The sequence below is a fragment of the Microbacter sp. GSS18 genome, assembly GCA_029319145.1.
In the GTDB taxonomy this organism is placed as follows: Bacteria; Actinomycetota; Actinomycetes; order Actinomycetales; family Microbacteriaceae; genus Microbacterium.
Genome location: CP119753.1, coordinates 896,262 through 910,915 on the forward strand (window position 1 = coordinate 896,262; position 14,654 = coordinate 910,915).

A 14,654-nucleotide genomic window follows, 5' to 3' on the forward strand; every position below is an offset into this window, starting at 1 on the left:
CATGCCGGATCTCCTCCGCATCGCGGTCATCGGCGAGGAGCACCTGGTCGACGGGTACCGGCTCGCGGGTGCGACGGTGCTGGTCGCCGCCGACGCCGAGGCGGTCAGGCGCGCGTGGCAGGCGCTCCCCGAGGACGCCGGCGTCGTCGTGCTCACCGCGCAGGCGGCGGCGTCGCTCGGCGAGGACGTCGGGGAGGGGCGCCGCATGGTGGCGGTGATGCCCGTATGAGCGCCCGCCGGGCGGGGCTCCCCGACGGGGCGGAGGAGGCGCTGGAGCCGGTGCGGCGCGCGATCGCCGCGGCTGCCGAGCGGCAGGCCGACCGGATGCGGCGGGAGGCCGATGACGAGCGCGCCGCGATCGTGCACAAAGCGGAGGACGAGGCGGCCCGCATCATCGCCGCGGCGGTCGCCGACGGCCGGGCGGCGGGCGAGATCGTGGCCCGCGACGGCTCGGCGCGCGCACGCCGCACGGCCTCCGAGCACGTGCTCGCACACCGCGAAGCCGCGAGAGGACGTCTGCGCGACGAGGTCAGGGCCCGCGTGCGCGATCTCGTGAGCGACGAGCGGTATCCGGACATGCGACGCGGTCTCGAAGCGCGGGGGAGGGCGCTTCTCGGACCCCACGCCGTCGTGACCGAGCATCCCGACGGCGGTGTGATCGTGGACGCGGGGTCGCGGCGGCTGGACCTGTCGCTTCCGGCTCTCGCCGATGCGGCGTCGGAGCGGATGCCGAAGGAGATGCGGGACGTATGGAGCGGGTGAGCACGCGGGGCTCCGTCGTCCGCGTGAGCGGGCCGCTCGTCGAGGTCGAGGGCGTCGGCGACCTGGCGATGGCCGATGTGGTGGCGCTCGGACCGGATCGGATGAGCGCCGAGACCGTCGAGCGCGAGGGCGACCGAGCCGTCCTGCAGGCGTACGAGTACACCGGCGGTCTGCGCAGCGGCGACCTCGCCGAGTCGACCGGAGCCCAGCTGTCGGTCCCGCTCGGTCCGGGGCTGCTGGGCCAGGCGTTCGACGGACTCCTGCGTCCGCTCACCGGCGCCGGACTGTGGCTCGGCGCGGCGCGCACGGCGGAGGCCCCCGGGCAGGCCAGGTCGTGGCGGTTCACCGCGTCCGCTCGCGTCGGCGACCACGTCGCCGCGGGAGAGGTGATCGGAACGGTGGCGGATGCCGGATCGGTCGAGCATCGCGTGCTCGTGCCCGCCGGTTCGGACGGGACCCTCACGTGGGTCGCCGGTGCCGAACCGGTCGCCGCCGACGCCGTCATCGCCCGGGTCGGGGACCGCGACGTGGGACTGACCGTGCCGTGGCCGATCCGGCGGCCGCGCCCGTTCCGGCAGCGGCGCTCCGAGGCCGTGCCGCTGCGGACGGGACAGCGCGTGCTGGACCTGCTGTTCCCCGTGGCTCAGGGCGCGACCGCGGCGGTCCCCGGCGGCTTCGGGGCGGGCAAGACCCTGCTGCTGCAGCAGATCGCGAAGTGGAGCGATGCCGACGTCATCGTCTACGTGGGGTGCGGCGAGCGCGGGAACGAGATGGCCGACGTGCTCGGGACCCTCACCGAGCTCTCGGACGAGCGGACCGGCGGGCGGCTCATCGACCGCACGGTGATCATCGCCAACACGTCGAACATGCCCATGATGGCGCGCGAGGCGGGGATCCACACCGGCGTCACCGTCGCGGAGTACTACCGCGACATGGGCTACGACGTCGTGGTCATCGCGGACTCGACGTCGCGCTGGGCCGAGGCGCTGCGCGAGTTCGCGAACCGCAACGGGCAGCTGCCCGCCGAGGAGGGGTATCCGGCGAGCCTCGCCAGCGAGCTCGCGGCGTTCTACGAGCGGGCGGGGCGTGTCGACACGATCGGCGGCACGGTCGCCTCGGTCACCGTGATCGGCGCCGTGTCGCCTCCAGGCGGTGACATGACCGAACCGGTGACGACGGCCACGCAGCGGTTCGCGCGCACGCTGTGGCAGCTCGATCGCGACCTCGCCTACGCCCGCCATTACCCCGCGGTCAGCTGGACGGCCTCCTTCGCGCGCGACGACGATGCGATCGGCAGGTGGTACGCCGAGAACGGCGATGCGGCGTGGGCCGCCCGCCGCGCTCGCGCGATCACGATGCTGGCCGAGTCCGACCGGCTGGCCTCTCTCGCAGAGCTCCTCGGCCAGGCCTCGCTGCCCGGTCATGAGCGCATGATCCTGCTCGGCGGTCGACTGGTGCGCGACGGCGTGCTCATGCAGAGCGCTCTGAGCCCGAACGACGTCTACTGCTCCGCGGAGAAGGCGGCCGCGATCCTCGACCTCGTGCTGGATGTCGCCGACCGCTGCGCACTGCTGGCCTCCGAGGGCGTGCCGGCGGCCGCGATCGAACGCATCGACTTCGGCGATGTGCTGCGAGCGCGGGACGAGACCGGTCCCGACGACGCCGCCGGCGTCGAGGCCCGCCGTGAGCCGATGCTCCGGCGGCTGGAGGCGCTGCGGTGACGACCTCGACCGGATCGCACGAGCCCCGCCGGCGCACGGCCGAGGCGCAGCGCATCGAGTTCCGCGATGTCCACGCGCTGCGGGGTCCGCTCCTCGTGCTCGGCGAAACCTCCGACGTCGGCTGGGACGAATCCGCCGTCGTCGAACTGGACGACGGGTCGGTTCGTCACGGCGTCGTGCTCGAGGTCGAGCGTGATCTGGTGACGCTGCAGGTGCTCGAGGGGACGGCGGGCATCGAACCGGGATCGGTCGGCGTCCGGTTCACCGGCGACCCGTTCGCGATCCCGGTCGGCCCGGGCTGGCTCGGGCGGGTGTGCAACGGCCGGGGCGATCCGCTCGACGGCGGGCCCCCGGTGGTCGGCGAGGCGACGGTGCCGGTGAACGGGATGCCGCTGAACCCGGTCCACCGCGAGCCTCCGGCCGACCCCATCCGCACGGGCATCTCGGCGATCGACGGCCTGACCACGCTGGTCCGCGGGCAGAAGCTCCCGATCTTCTCCGTCCCGGGTCTGTCCCACCTGGCACTGGCGACCCAGATCGCCGCGCAGGCCCGCTCCGCGGGCGCGGGCTTCCGCGTCGTCTTCGTGGCGATGGGCCTCACGCACGCCGACATCGACATGGTGCGCGACCGTCTCGAGGAGCGCGCCGCCTCGGGCGAACTCGTGCTGCTGCTGAACGCCGCCGACGATCCCGTCATCGAGCGCATCCTCGCCCCTCGTGTGGGGCTCACGATCGCGGAGCACCTGGCGTACGAGGAAGGGGACGACGTGCTCGTGATCATGTCGGACATGACCAGCTACGCCGAGGCCGTGCGCGAGGTGTCGGCGGCGCGGCGCGAGATCCCCGCCCGCCGCGGCTATCCGGGCTACCTGTACAGCGATCTCGCCTCGATCTACGAACGGTGCGGACGCGTGCGCGGTCACGACGGGTCGGTGACGATCGTCCCGGTGCTCACGATGCCCGGCGGCGACATCACGCATCCCGTGCCCGACCTCACCGGCTACATCACCGAGGGCCAGGTCGTGCTCGCCGCCGACGTCGCGGCGCGAGGGGTCCACCCGCCGGTCGACACGGGTTCGTCGCTGTCGCGGCTCATGCGGGCGGGAGCAGGCGAAGGCCGTACGCGCGAGGATCACCTGCCGGTGTCGGCGCAGGCCCTCGCGTCGCTGTCGCGCTCGATGCGCGCTGCCGAGCTGGCGGAGCTGATGGGATCCGATTCGCTGGGGGAGACCGATCAAGCCTACCTGCGCTACCGGGACCGCTTCGAACGCAGCGTGCTCACGCAGCGAGAGAACGAGGACCGGTCGTTCGATCAGACGCTCGACCGGATCTGGGACGCGCTGGGAGCACTTCCCGAGCGTGAGCTGACGATGATCCCGACGGCGATGATCGAACGTCACCGCGCGCGTCACGAGGAGGAGCAGTGAACACCCCGGCGAGCCGACCGGCACGGGCGCGGCTGGAGCGGCGCCTCGCGGTCGCCCGGCACGCCGCGGAGCTGCTCGAGCGCCGACAGCGCATCATGGCCGACGAGGTCGAGCGGCTCGAGTTGCAGGCCGATCGCAGCCGTGCCGAGTGGGAGCGCCTGGCCCGCGACGCGGCCGTATGGCTCCGGCGTGCGACCGCACTCGATGGCCGCGAGCGCATTCACGAGGCCGCGCCGCTCGAGGAGGCTGCCGCGACGGTGACGTGGAGCTCCGCGATGGGGGCGCTGCGCCCGGACGAGATCGCGTGCGAGCTGCCGCCGAAGCGGGCGGTCGGCGGGAGCTCGGCGCTGGCCCTGGCCGCGGCCGCCCATCGCGACGCGCTCGTCGCCGGCGTCCGACACGCCGTCATCGACCACGCCCGGGCGCGTCTGGCCGCGGAGCTGCAGGCGACGCAGGTCCGCCGTCGGGCGATCGAGCGCCGGTGGGTGCCGCGTCTCGAGCAGGATCTGCGCCGCATGCGCGACCAGCTCGAGCAGCAGGACCTCGAAGAGACGCTTCGTCTGCGCTGGGCGGCCGATCTCAGCGCCGAAGAGAGGAGCCCATCATGACCGTGATCCTGGTCGCGGTGCACGACTCCACCGCCGCGTTCGAGGCGGCCGATGCCGCCATCGCACTGGCGGCGCGCCTGGGTGCGCGCCTGCGCGCGGTCGCCGTGGTCGACCCCGAGCCGGTGACGGGCGGGCCGCATCCCACGACGGCTCTCGTGCATCTCGAAGACGGCGCGGACGCGGCGCTGCGCCATGTGGTGCGCGTGGCCGACGAGGCGAGCGTGCCGGCGACGACCACGCGGCGGCACGGGCGCATCGCGCGCGAGATCCTCGCCGAGGCGCGCGAATGCTCGGCGGACCTCGTCGTCATGGCCGTCGTCGACCGCCCGGGCCACGCGATCCCGCGCGTCGGCAGCCATACGCTCCGCGTGCTCGAGCATGCGGAGGTGCCGGTGGTCGTCGTGCCGCCGCGGATCTGATCGATCGGAAAGCGCGAAGCCCCCGATCTCTCGAGGGCTTCGTGGCGTGGAGGGGGCGACGGGAATCGAACCCGCACAACCAGTTTGGAAGACTGGGACTCTACCATTGAGCTACGCCCCCGCTGGCGCGGGACCTCCGACAGTCTAGCCGCATCCCGGCACCGCTCCGGACCGCGGTTCGCCGCTGAGAGCAATTCCCGGCCCGTCGGCTAGACTTGCTGGGGCCGTTCGGCGCATGTCCGCGTGCGCACCCCGCCCGGGGCGTAGCTCAGCTTGGTAGAGCGCCCGCTTTGGGAGCGGGAAGTCGCAGGTTCAAATCCTGTCGCCCCGACATCACGGCCCGGAGAATTCCACCCCAGACCTTAGACCCGCCGCGCATGCGCGCGGTCCAGACGAGGAGATGTACAAGTCATGGTCACGAGCACCGTCGAGAAGCTGACCCCGACCCGGGTGAAGCTGCACATCACGGTCACCCCCGACGAGCTCAAGCCGAGCATCGCGCACGCCTACGAGCACATCGCCAAGGACGTCCAGATCCCCGGCTTCCGCAAGGGCAAGGTGCCCGCCCCGATCATCGACCAGCGCATCGGTCGCGGCGCCGTCCTCGAGCACGCGGTCAGCGACGGCCTGGACGGCTTCTACCGCGAGGCCGTCGAGGCCAACGAGCTGCGCGTGCTCGGCCGCCCCAGCGCCGAGGTCCTCGAGTGGCCCGACGAGAAGGACTTCACCGGTGACCTCGCCGTCGCCGTCGAGGTCGACGTCCGCCCCGAGTTCGAGCTGCCCGCCTTCGACGGCATCACCATCGAGGTCGACGCCGCCGAGACCGACGACGCCGCCGTCGACGCCGAGCTCGACCGCCTGCGCGGTCGCTTCGGCACGCTCGTGACCGTGGACCGTCCCGCCGCGACCGGCGACTTCGTGGAGCTCGACCTGGTCGCCGTCATCGAGGGCGCCGAGGTGGACCGTGCCGAGGGCGTGTCGTACGAGGTCGGCTCGGGCGAGCTGCTCGAGGGCATCGACGAGGCCATCGACTCGCTCACCGCCGGTGAGGACACCACCTTCCGCTCCAAGCTGGTCGGCGGCGACAACGCCGGCGCCGAGGCCGAGGTGTCGGTCACGGTCAAGGCCGTCAAGGAGCGCGAGCTTCCCGAGGCCGACGACGACTTCGCCCAGATGGCGAGCGAGTTCGACACGATCGGCGAACTGCGCGAGAGCCTCGTCGAGCGCGTCGGACAGCAGTCGGTCGCCACGCAGGGCTCGGCCGCGCGCGACAAGCTCATCGAGACGCTCCTGGAGCAGGTCGAGATCCCCGTCCCGCCGCAGCTGATCGAGGACGAAGTCCACAGCCACCTCGAGGGCGAGGGTCGTCTCGAGGACGACGTGCACCGCGCCGAGGTGACCGAGGCCAGCGAGAAGCAGTTCAAGACCCAGATGCTGCTCGACGCGATCGCCGAGCAGACCAACGTCCAGGTCTCGCAGGACGAGCTCACCCAGTACCTGATCCAGGCGTCGGCCCAGTACGGCATGCCGCCGCAGGACTTCGTCAACGCGCTGCAGCAGAACAACCAGCTGCCCGCGATGGTCGGCGAGGTCGCGCGCAACAAGGCCCTGGCCGTCGCGCTCGGCAAGGTGACGGTCGTCGACACCGACGGCAAGGCGGTCGACCTGACCGGCTTCGTCGCCGTCGAGGACGAGGAGGAGGCCGCCGAGGAGGTCGTCGAGGAGGCCGAGGAGATCGCGGACGCCGCCGCCGAGGCCGACACGATCATCGCCGCCGAGGAGGCCGCCGCCGAGGAGGCCCCGAAGAAGGCCCCGGCCAAGAAGCGCGCCCCCGCGAAGAAGGACGAGGCCGCCGCCGAGGAGGCCCCGAAGAAGGCCCCGGCCAAGAAGCGTGCGCCCGCCAAGAAGAAGACCGACGCGCCGGCCGAGGAGACCCCCGCGGCCGAGTGATCTCCCCGCGACCCTGAGCGAAGGGGACGGATGCCCGTGCATCCGTCCCCTTCGTCGTCTCTGCGCGACGCGCGATCTGCCCAGGGCGAACACGGCCGGATGCGGCGCGACGCGCCGGTAGATTCGATGGCGAGACCCGAGGAATCAGGAGCACACATGGCCGCTGAACCCCTTGTCGCGACGAGCGTCTTCGACAAGCTGCTGAGAGACCGCATCATCTGGCTCGGCTCGGAGGTGCGCGACGAGAACGCGAACGAGATCTGCGCGAAGATCCTCCTCCTCGCCGCCGAGGACTCGCAGAAGGACATCTACCTCTACATCAACTCGCCCGGCGGCTCGATCACGGCGGGCATGGCGATCTACGACACGATGCAGTTCGTCCCGAACGACATCGTGACCGTCGGCATCGGCATGGCCGCGTCGATGGGCCAGCTGCTGCTGACCAGCGGCACGAAGGGCAAGCGCTACATCACCCCGAACGCCCGTGTGCTGCTGCACCAGCCGCACGGCGGCTTCGGCGGCACGGCGAGCGACATCCAGACGCAGGCGCAGCTCATCCTCGACATGAAGAAGCGCCTCGCCGAGATCACCGCGGCGCAGACCGGCAAGACGGTCGAGCAGATCAACGCCGACGGCGACCGCGACCGCTGGTTCGGGGCCGAGGAGGCACTCGAGTACGGCTTCGTCGACCACATCCGCGAGCACGCCGTGGACGTGTCCGGCGGCGGCGGAACCGCAGACTGACGGCACCCAGGGCGAAAGAGAGAGAATCGCGATGCACACCCCCACCTTCGGCGCCGCGGCGCCCCAGGGCCTGCAGATGCCGGGCAGCCGCTACGTCCTCCCGCAGTTCGAGGAGCGCACGGCCTACGGCTACAAGCGGCAGGACCCCTACAACAAGCTGTTCGAGGACCGCGTCATCTTCCTGGGCGTCCAGGTCGACGACGCGTCGGCGGACGACGTCATGGCCCAGCTCCTCGTGCTCGAGAGCCAGGATCCCGACCGCGACATCATCATGTACATCAACTCGCCGGGCGGATCGTTCACGGCGATGACGGCGATCTACGACACGATGCAGTACATCTCGCCGCAGATCCAGACCGTGGTGCTCGGTCAGGCCGCTTCGGCCGCCGCGGTGCTGCTGGCGGCGGGCGCGCCCGGCAAGCGGCTGGCGCTGCCGAACGCGCGCATCCTCATCCACCAGCCGGCGATGGGCGAGGCCGGTCACGGCCAGGCCTCGGACATCGAGATCCAGGCGGCGGAGATCCTGCGCATGCGCACGTGGCTCGAGGAGACGCTGGGCAAGCACTCCCACAAGACCCAGGCAGAGGTCAACAAGGACATCGACCGCGACAAGATCCTCTCGGCCGCCGAGGCCGTCGAGTACGGACTCGTCGACCAGGTCCTCACGACCCGCAAGCGGACGCCAGCCGCGCTGACCTCCTGACGACGATCGAGACCCCGGGTGCCGGATCGGGCCCCGGGGTCTCGCCGTGCCCGCGCGATGCGGATCGTGCGCATCGTCACATGCGGGGTCGCAATCCACCGCATGTCGCCTGCACGGGTTAGGCTCGGAGAACGGCTGGGGAGCAGCTCCCCGGGGTGCGAGAAGGAGGGGATCCGATGGCACGCATCGGTGAGAGCGCCGATCTGTTCAAGTGCTCTTTCTGCGGCAAGAGCCAGAAGCAGGTCCAGCAGCTCATCGCGGGTCCCGGGGTCTACATCTGCGACGAGTGCGTCGAGCTGTGCAACGAGATCATCGAGGAGCGGATGGCCGAGTCCGCCTCGGGCGAGGTCGCGGACTTCGATCTGCCCAAGCCCCGCGAGATCTTCGCCTTCCTCGAGGAGTACGTCGTCGGACAGGACGACGCCAAGCGAGCCCTGTCCGTGGCGGTCTACAACCACTACAAGCGCATCCGCGCGCACGGCACGCTGCAGTCCGCCGATCAGCGCGCCGACGACGTGGAAGTCGCCAAGAGCAACATCCTGCTGCTGGGTCCGACCGGCTGCGGCAAGACGTACCTGGCGCAGACGCTCGCGAAGCGCCTCAATGTGCCCTTCGCCGTCGCGGACGCGACCGCACTGACCGAAGCGGGCTACGTCGGCGAGGACGTCGAGAACATCCTCCTGAAGCTGCTGCAGGCGGCGGACTTCGACACCAAGCGCGCCGAGACGGGGATCATCTACATCGACGAGGTCGACAAGATCGCCCGCAAGGCCGAGAACCCCTCGATCACACGCGATGTCTCCGGCGAGGGTGTGCAGCAGGCGCTGCTGAAGATTCTCGAGGGCACGGTGGCCTCGGTGCCGCCCCAGGGCGGACGCAAGCATCCGCATCAGGAGTTCATCCAGATCGACACGACGAACGTGCTGTTCATCGTGGCCGGAGCCTTCGCCGGGCTCGAGGACATCATCTCCGCCCGCGTCGGCAAGCACGGGATCGGCTTCGGGGCTCCGCTGCACACCCGGGGCGACGATCTGAACCTGTTCAGCGAAGTGCGTCCCGAAGACCTGCACAAGTTCGGCCTGATCCCCGAGTTCATCGGGCGCCTGCCCGTGGTCGCCTCGGTGACTCCGCTGGATCGTTCGGCGCTGATGGAGATCCTGACCGAGCCCAAGAACGCCCTCGTCAAGCAGTACCGGCGCATGTTCGAGCTCGACGACGTCGGACTCGAGTTCGATGTCGAGGCGCTCGAGGCGATCGCCGACCTCGCGGTTTCGCGCAAGACGGGCGCGCGCGGACTGCGGGCGATCCTCGAAGAGGTCCTCGGTCCGATCATGTTCGAGATCCCCTCGACCGACGACGTCGACAAGGTCGTCATCACCCGCGCTGCGGTCGAAGAGTCGGCGCCGCCGACGCTCGTGTTCCGTCAGAAGCGCAAGAGCGCCTGACGCCTGATCACTCCAGGATCGCGACGAGGTCGGTGCGCACCCGGTCCGGCGGTGTCGACTGCGGGTCGGACACGTAGACCTCGATGAGGCTGTCCTTGGCCGTTCGGCCCGCTTCGGTGACACCGGCCAGGACGCGGCCCCATGACGCGCCGAGGTCCTCGTAGGACCCGATGTGGGACAGCGCGGCGGCCTGCGAGGGCGGGAAAGTCATCGCCTCGACCGGGCCATCCGCCACATCGACCTGCTCGGCGGGGAATCCGATCGCGACGTCGAAGGCGGTCTCGATGTCGCCGGAGTACACGGCCAGGAACGGGCCGGCTGGGATGAATCCGCCGTCCTCCATCGCCGCCCCGAGCGGCCCCATGGCGCGGTGGAAGAGCGGACGCAGCTCGTCGAGCGTGACCTGGCGGTAGCGGACCACGGCGAGGGTCAGCTGCGGGAGATCCACGAACGTGAGGTCGGAGTAGGGGTTCTCGGGATCGAGCATCATCGCACCTCCGTGACGAGCATGCCGCGATCCGGCTCGCCGCGCCAGGGCGGCGGTGCTCAGTCGGCGAGCCCGCGGCGAGCCAGCAGCGGCGCGATCTCGGCGTCCCGTCCGCGGAAGTCGCGGTAGGCCGCGAGCGGATCCTTCGAGCCGCCGACGCCGAGCAGCCTGTCGCGGAACCGGTCGCCGTTCTGCCGTGTCAGGCCGCCGTTCTCGCGGAACCACTCGACGGTGTCGGCGTCGAGCACCTCGCTCCAGATGTACGAGTAGTAGCCCGCGCTGTACCCGCCCGAGAAGACATGGGCGAAGTAGGTCGACGAGTACCGGGTCGGCACGAGCGGGTTGTCCAGCCCGATGTCGGCCAGGGCGGCCGCCTCGAACGACGCGACGTCGATGTCCCCGGCGGCCTGCTCGGGCGACAGCGAATGCCACGCCTGATCCAGCCACGCTGCGGCGAGGTACTCGCTGGTCGCGAACCCCTGATCGAAGGACTCCGACGCGTGCAGTCGCTCGACGACTGCGGCGGGGAGGGGCTCGTCGGTCGCGATGTGACGTGCGTATGAGGCGAGGATCTCGGGCCAGAAGATCCACATCTCGTTGACCTGGCTGGGGAACTCCACGAAGTCGCGGAACACGTTCGTGCCGGCGAAGTGCGGATATGTCACGGTCGCGAACAGTCCGTGCAGCGCGTGACCGAACTCGTGGAACAGCGTCGTGACCTCATCCAGGCTCAGCAGCGTGGGGCTTCCCGCAGCCGGCTTCGGGACGTTGAGATTGTTGACCACGACCGGCTGCGTCCCGCGCAGCTCGGACTGCAGGACGATCGAGTTCATCCACGCGCCGCCGCGCTTTGTGTCGCGCGTGTACAGGTCGAGGATGAACAGGCCCAGGGCGCCGCCGTCGGCGTTGTGGAGCTCGAACACGCGCGCGTCGGGGTGGTACGCGGGGATGTCGGGGCGTTCCGTGAACGTGATGCCGTACAGCTCGGTGGCGGCGCGGAACACGCCGTCGCGGAGGACCCGCTCGGCCTCGAACCAGGGCCGCAGCGCGCCGCGGTCGAGGTCGTACTGCTTCGCACGCACCTTCTCGGTGTAGAACGCCCAGTCGTGCGCCTCGAGCGGACGGGTCAGGCCGTCATCGTCGGCGACGAGCTGCAGCTCCTCCTGCTCGCGTCGGGCGTTGCGCGCGGCAGGGGCCGCGAGGCGGCGGAGCATGTCCTCGACCGCCTGGGGCGAGCCCGCCGTCTGGTCCGACGTGACATAGGCCGCGTGGGATGCGTATCCGAGCAGTGCTGCGCGCTCGGCGCGCAGCCGGACGATCTCGCCGATGACGGCGCTGTTGTCGTTCGCGTTGCCACGCGAACCGCGGGCACGCGAGGCGTCGAGGATGCGCTTGCGGCTCTCGCTCCGCGTCAGCGAGGCGAGATAGGGGTGACCGGTGAAGAGGGTCAGCGTCACGACCCACGCGCCCTCGAGGCCGCGATCGGATGCCGCCTGGGCGGCCGCCGACAGCTCGCCCTCGCTCAGACCGTCGAGGTCGGCGGCATCGTCGAACACGACCGCCAGGTCGTTGGTGTCTGCCAGCAGGTTCTTCTCGAACGTGGTCGTCAGGGTCGACAGGCGCTGGTTGATCGCCGTGAGCCGGCGCTTGGCCTCGGCGCCGAGCGCCGCTCCCGCGTGGGTCATCTCGAGATGGTGGCGCTGCACGAGGTACCGCTGTTCGGGAGCCAGATCGAGGTCGGGCAGCGCGTCGTGCACCGCCGACACGCGGGCGTAGAGAGCCGGGTCGAGCTGGATGGCGTCGTGGTGCGCCGACATCAGCGGTGCGAGCTCCTCGTCGATCTGCTGGATCACCGGCGTCGCATCGGCCGAGGACACGGTGTAGAACGTCCGCGTGACGTGGCCGAGCAGCTCGCCGCTGCGCTCGAGGGGGAGGAGCGTGTTCTCGAACGTGGGCGCGGAGTCCGCCGCCGTGATGTCGGCGATCTCGCGGCGGTGCTCGCTGAAGGCCTGCTCGAAAGCGGGGAGGTAGTGCTCGGGCCGGATCCGCGTGTAGTCGGGGAGTCCGTAGGGGAGCGTGCGCGGACCGAGGAGAGGGTTGTCGCTCGACATGCGCTCCAGCCTATCCGCGGGCGGGAGAGATGCCGAACATCATTTGCAAAGCACTTCTTGCAAAGAAGTACTTGCAAAGAGATCTTTGCGGTAGTAGCTTCGGCACCATGGACGAGCAGAAGGACGACCTCAGCGAGACGATCGCCCAGGTCGAGAAGCGCCACAGCGGTGACCGCGTCCTCGACACCGGTGCATTGCGTGCTCTCGCGCATCCGCTGCGCATCCGCATCTACGACATCCTCAGCCAGTACGGCCCGCAGACCGCCAGCTCTCTCGCCGAGCGGCTGGGGGAGTCGTCGGGCTCCACCAGCTATCACTTGCGGGCGCTCGCCAAGCACGACCTCATCCGCGAGGTCGAGGGGCGGGGCACCGCCCGCGAGCGGTGGTGGGAGCGGCCGGTCGGCGGCGTGAGCTTCGCCAGCCCCGCGGCGATGAAGACGCCCGCGGGACGTGCTGCCACCCAGCTCGTGATGAGCGAGTTCTTCCGCAACCGCCAGGCGCAGCTCATGACGTTCATCGAGACCGCCGCGGGACGGGAGTCCGACGCGTGGCAGGAAGGCTCGGTCGTCTCCACGGCGACCGCTCGCCTCACCCCGGAGCAGAGCCGCGAGCTCTCGGCCCGCATCATGGCGGTCATCGACGAGACGGTCGACCGCTACCGCAACCAGTCCGGCGACGACGTGCGGCCCGTGACAATCCGCGCCGACGTCTTCCCACTGCCCGAAATCGGAGACAAGCGATGACCACGCTGCCCCTCTTCGAGGCGCGTCCGCGCCCGACATCGTTCGAACGCATGCTGCTGCGCGCAGCGGCGGCGGCCGATCGCCATGTCGCGCTGCGCCTCGCACGGCACGACGCTCTCGCGCGGCGCACACGCGCGCGCGAGCACGCCGCGGACGCACGGCGGTCCGCGGAGGCGCTCGGCGCGTTCGGGGTTCTGCCGCGATGACCGACACCGTGAAGCAGCCGGAGGCGACGGCGAAGCGGCCGGTGCTCGGCCGCGACTTCGGCCGGCTGTGGACCGCCGCGGCCTTCAGCAATCTCGCCGACGGCGTCGGGCGGACCGCCGTCCCGCTGATCGCGGCGACGCTCACGCGCGACCCGCTGGCGATCGCGGCGATCGGGGCGCTGGCGTTCGTGCCGTGGCTCGTGTTCGGCCTTCCCGCCGGCATGCTCGTCGACCGCCTCGATCGACGCAAGCTCATGGCCGTGGCCAACGCGCTCCGGGCGGGGGTCGCCCTGGTGCTGGCGACGCTCACGGTCCTCGACGCCCTGACGATCTGGTGGCTGTTCGCCGCCGTCGTGGTGTTCGGCATCGGCGAGACGCTGTTCGACAACGCCACGAATGCGATCGTGCCGGCGATCGTCGACCGGCGCGCGCTCGACCGCGCGAACGGACGCCTGCAGGCCGCTCAGGTGACGATCGACAACTTCGTCGCCACGCCGATCGGCGGCGTGCTCTTCGCCGTCGCGCTCGCGCTGCCGCTGTGGGTGGGGGCGGCCGGCTACCTCATCCCGATCGGCCTCGCGGTGCTTCTGCCGCTGGCCGCTGCGCGTCCGCTGCGCGATCGTGCGCTGGATGCCGCGTCGTCCCCGTCGGCCGCCGGCGCGGTGGGCGAGCCTGCGGGCAACATCGACGCCCCCGCACCGGTCGCCGCGCCGCGGACATCGGCGGGTGAGGCCGCTCGCTATCTGTGGCGGCACCGGTTCCTGCGGGCGATGCTCGTGTTCACGTCGATCGTGGGCTCGGCGTTCGCCTTCGCGCAAGCGCCCACGATCCTCTACTTCCTCGACGAGCTCGACGTCGTGCCCGCCGCGATCGGCGTCGTGACGGCGGGCATCGGGCTGGGAGCCCTCGTCGGATCGATCGTGGCTCCCGCCTTGGTGGAGCGGTTCGGGCGCGGGGCCGTGATGCTCGGCGCGAACCTCGTCGCCGCTGCGGGACTCGTCGGCGTGTGGGCTGCGCCCGAGCTGATCTCGGGCATCGTCGCCTACGCGCTCCTGGCCGCGGCGGTCTCCTGCTGGAACGTCCCGTGGGGAGCGCTGCGCCAGGCGATCGTCCCGAACGACCTGTTCGGTCGCGTGCTGGGCATCATGCGCACGCTCACGTGGGGGATCTTCCCCTTCGCCACGATGATCGGCGGACTGGTCGCGCGCATCGATCTGCGGCTGCCGTATCTGATCGCCGCCGGGATCACCGCCGCGGCAGCGCTGGTGGCAGCGCCGCTCCTGCTGTCGGCGACGCAGCACACCGCGCCCGAGGGCGACGGGGACTGA

At 70.9% G+C, this 14,654-nt stretch carries 15 protein-coding genes and 2 tRNA genes; 14 read left to right on the top strand and 3 right to left on the bottom strand.

The features are described 5' to 3' along the window. Position 1 precedes the first annotated feature (1 nt). The 6 genes from P0L94_04255 to P0L94_04280 are packed head-to-tail and all read left to right on the top strand — an operon-like array spanning position 2 to position 4,937. The gene (locus P0L94_04255) at positions 2-229 is read left to right on the top strand and encodes a V-type ATP synthase subunit F (protein WES65288.1); all 228 of its coding nucleotides are present in this window, start codon (positions 2-4) and stop codon (positions 227-229) included. Then, entirely contained in the window at positions 226-762 is a 537-nt protein-coding gene (locus P0L94_04260; protein WES65289.1) for a hypothetical protein, read from the top strand. Before P0L94_04255 ends, P0L94_04260 begins: the two co-directional genes overlap by 4 nt. Continuing rightward, complete coding sequence (locus tag P0L94_04265; protein ID WES65290.1) at positions 750-2,483, top strand: V-type ATP synthase subunit A; 1,734 nt, start codon at positions 750-752, stop codon at positions 2,481-2,483. Before P0L94_04260 ends, P0L94_04265 begins: the two co-directional genes overlap by 13 nt. Next, positions 2,480-3,910, top strand: coding sequence for a V-type ATP synthase subunit B (locus P0L94_04270; protein WES65291.1), 1,431 nt, complete (start codon positions 2,480-2,482; stop codon positions 3,908-3,910). Before P0L94_04265 ends, P0L94_04270 begins: the two co-directional genes overlap by 4 nt. Next, positions 3,907-4,518, top strand: a complete 612-nt coding sequence (locus tag P0L94_04275) for a V-type ATP synthase subunit D (GenBank protein ID WES65292.1) — start codon at positions 3,907-3,909, stop codon at positions 4,516-4,518. The genes P0L94_04270 and P0L94_04275 overlap by 4 nt, the downstream gene beginning before the upstream one ends. Next, a complete protein-coding gene (locus P0L94_04280) occupies positions 4,515-4,937 on the top strand; it encodes a universal stress protein (protein WES65293.1) in 423 nt (140 codons plus the stop codon). The genes P0L94_04275 and P0L94_04280 overlap by 4 nt, the downstream gene beginning before the upstream one ends. Before the next feature lie 47 nt (positions 4,938-4,984). Here P0L94_04280 and P0L94_04285 read toward each other — a convergent pair. After that, positions 4,985-5,058, bottom strand: a tRNA-Gly gene (locus P0L94_04285). Positions 5,059-5,194: 136 nt separating this feature from the next. Between P0L94_04285 and P0L94_04290 the strand changes: the two genes are divergently transcribed. The 5 genes from P0L94_04290 to clpX all read left to right on the top strand — a co-directional run bounded on the left by P0L94_04290 (position 5,195) and on the right by clpX (position 9,779). Then, positions 5,195-5,268: transfer RNA gene (locus P0L94_04290), tRNA-Pro, on the top strand. Between the two features lie 80 nt (positions 5,269-5,348). Continuing rightward, on the top strand, positions 5,349-6,887 hold the full coding sequence (gene tig / locus P0L94_04295; protein WES65294.1) for a trigger factor: 1,539 nt from the start codon (positions 5,349-5,351) through the stop codon (positions 6,885-6,887). Positions 6,888-7,043: 156 nt separating this feature from the next. Beyond that, positions 7,044-7,631: an ATP-dependent Clp protease proteolytic subunit gene (locus tag P0L94_04300; GenBank protein ID WES65295.1), complete on the top strand. Its 588-nt coding sequence runs from the start codon at positions 7,044-7,046 to the stop codon at positions 7,629-7,631. 31 nt (positions 7,632-7,662) lie between these two features. After that, a complete protein-coding gene (locus tag P0L94_04305; GenBank protein WES65296.1) occupies positions 7,663-8,334 on the top strand; it encodes an ATP-dependent Clp protease proteolytic subunit in 672 nt (223 codons plus the stop codon). Between the two features lie 176 nt (positions 8,335-8,510). After that, complete coding sequence (clpX, locus tag P0L94_04310; GenBank protein ID WES65297.1) at positions 8,511-9,779, top strand: ATP-dependent Clp protease ATP-binding subunit ClpX; 1,269 nt, start codon at positions 8,511-8,513, stop codon at positions 9,777-9,779. Positions 9,780-9,786: 7 nt separating this feature from the next. Here the strand turns inward: clpX and P0L94_04315 are convergent, their stop codons facing one another. Continuing rightward, complete coding sequence (locus P0L94_04315) at positions 9,787-10,269, bottom strand: GyrI-like domain-containing protein (GenBank protein ID WES65298.1); 483 nt, start codon at positions 10,267-10,269, stop codon at positions 9,787-9,789. 56 nt (positions 10,270-10,325) lie between these two features. After that, positions 10,326-12,377 (bottom strand): M3 family metallopeptidase, encoded by a 2,052-nt coding sequence (locus tag P0L94_04320; GenBank protein WES65299.1) that lies wholly within the window; start codon positions 12,375-12,377, stop codon positions 10,326-10,328. Positions 12,378-12,484: 107 nt separating this feature from the next. Between P0L94_04320 and P0L94_04325 the strand changes: the two genes are divergently transcribed. The 3 genes from P0L94_04325 to P0L94_04335 are packed head-to-tail and all read left to right on the top strand — an operon-like array spanning position 12,485 to position 14,654. Continuing rightward, positions 12,485-13,120: a helix-turn-helix domain-containing protein gene (locus P0L94_04325; GenBank protein ID WES65300.1), complete on the top strand. Its 636-nt coding sequence runs from the start codon at positions 12,485-12,487 to the stop codon at positions 13,118-13,120. Next, the gene (locus tag P0L94_04330) at positions 13,117-13,326 is read left to right on the top strand and encodes a hypothetical protein (GenBank protein ID WES65301.1); all 210 of its coding nucleotides are present in this window, start codon (positions 13,117-13,119) and stop codon (positions 13,324-13,326) included. The genes P0L94_04325 and P0L94_04330 overlap by 4 nt, the downstream gene beginning before the upstream one ends. After that, complete coding sequence (locus P0L94_04335; GenBank protein ID WES65302.1) at positions 13,323-14,654, top strand: MFS transporter; 1,332 nt, start codon at positions 13,323-13,325, stop codon at positions 14,652-14,654. The genes P0L94_04330 and P0L94_04335 overlap by 4 nt, the downstream gene beginning before the upstream one ends.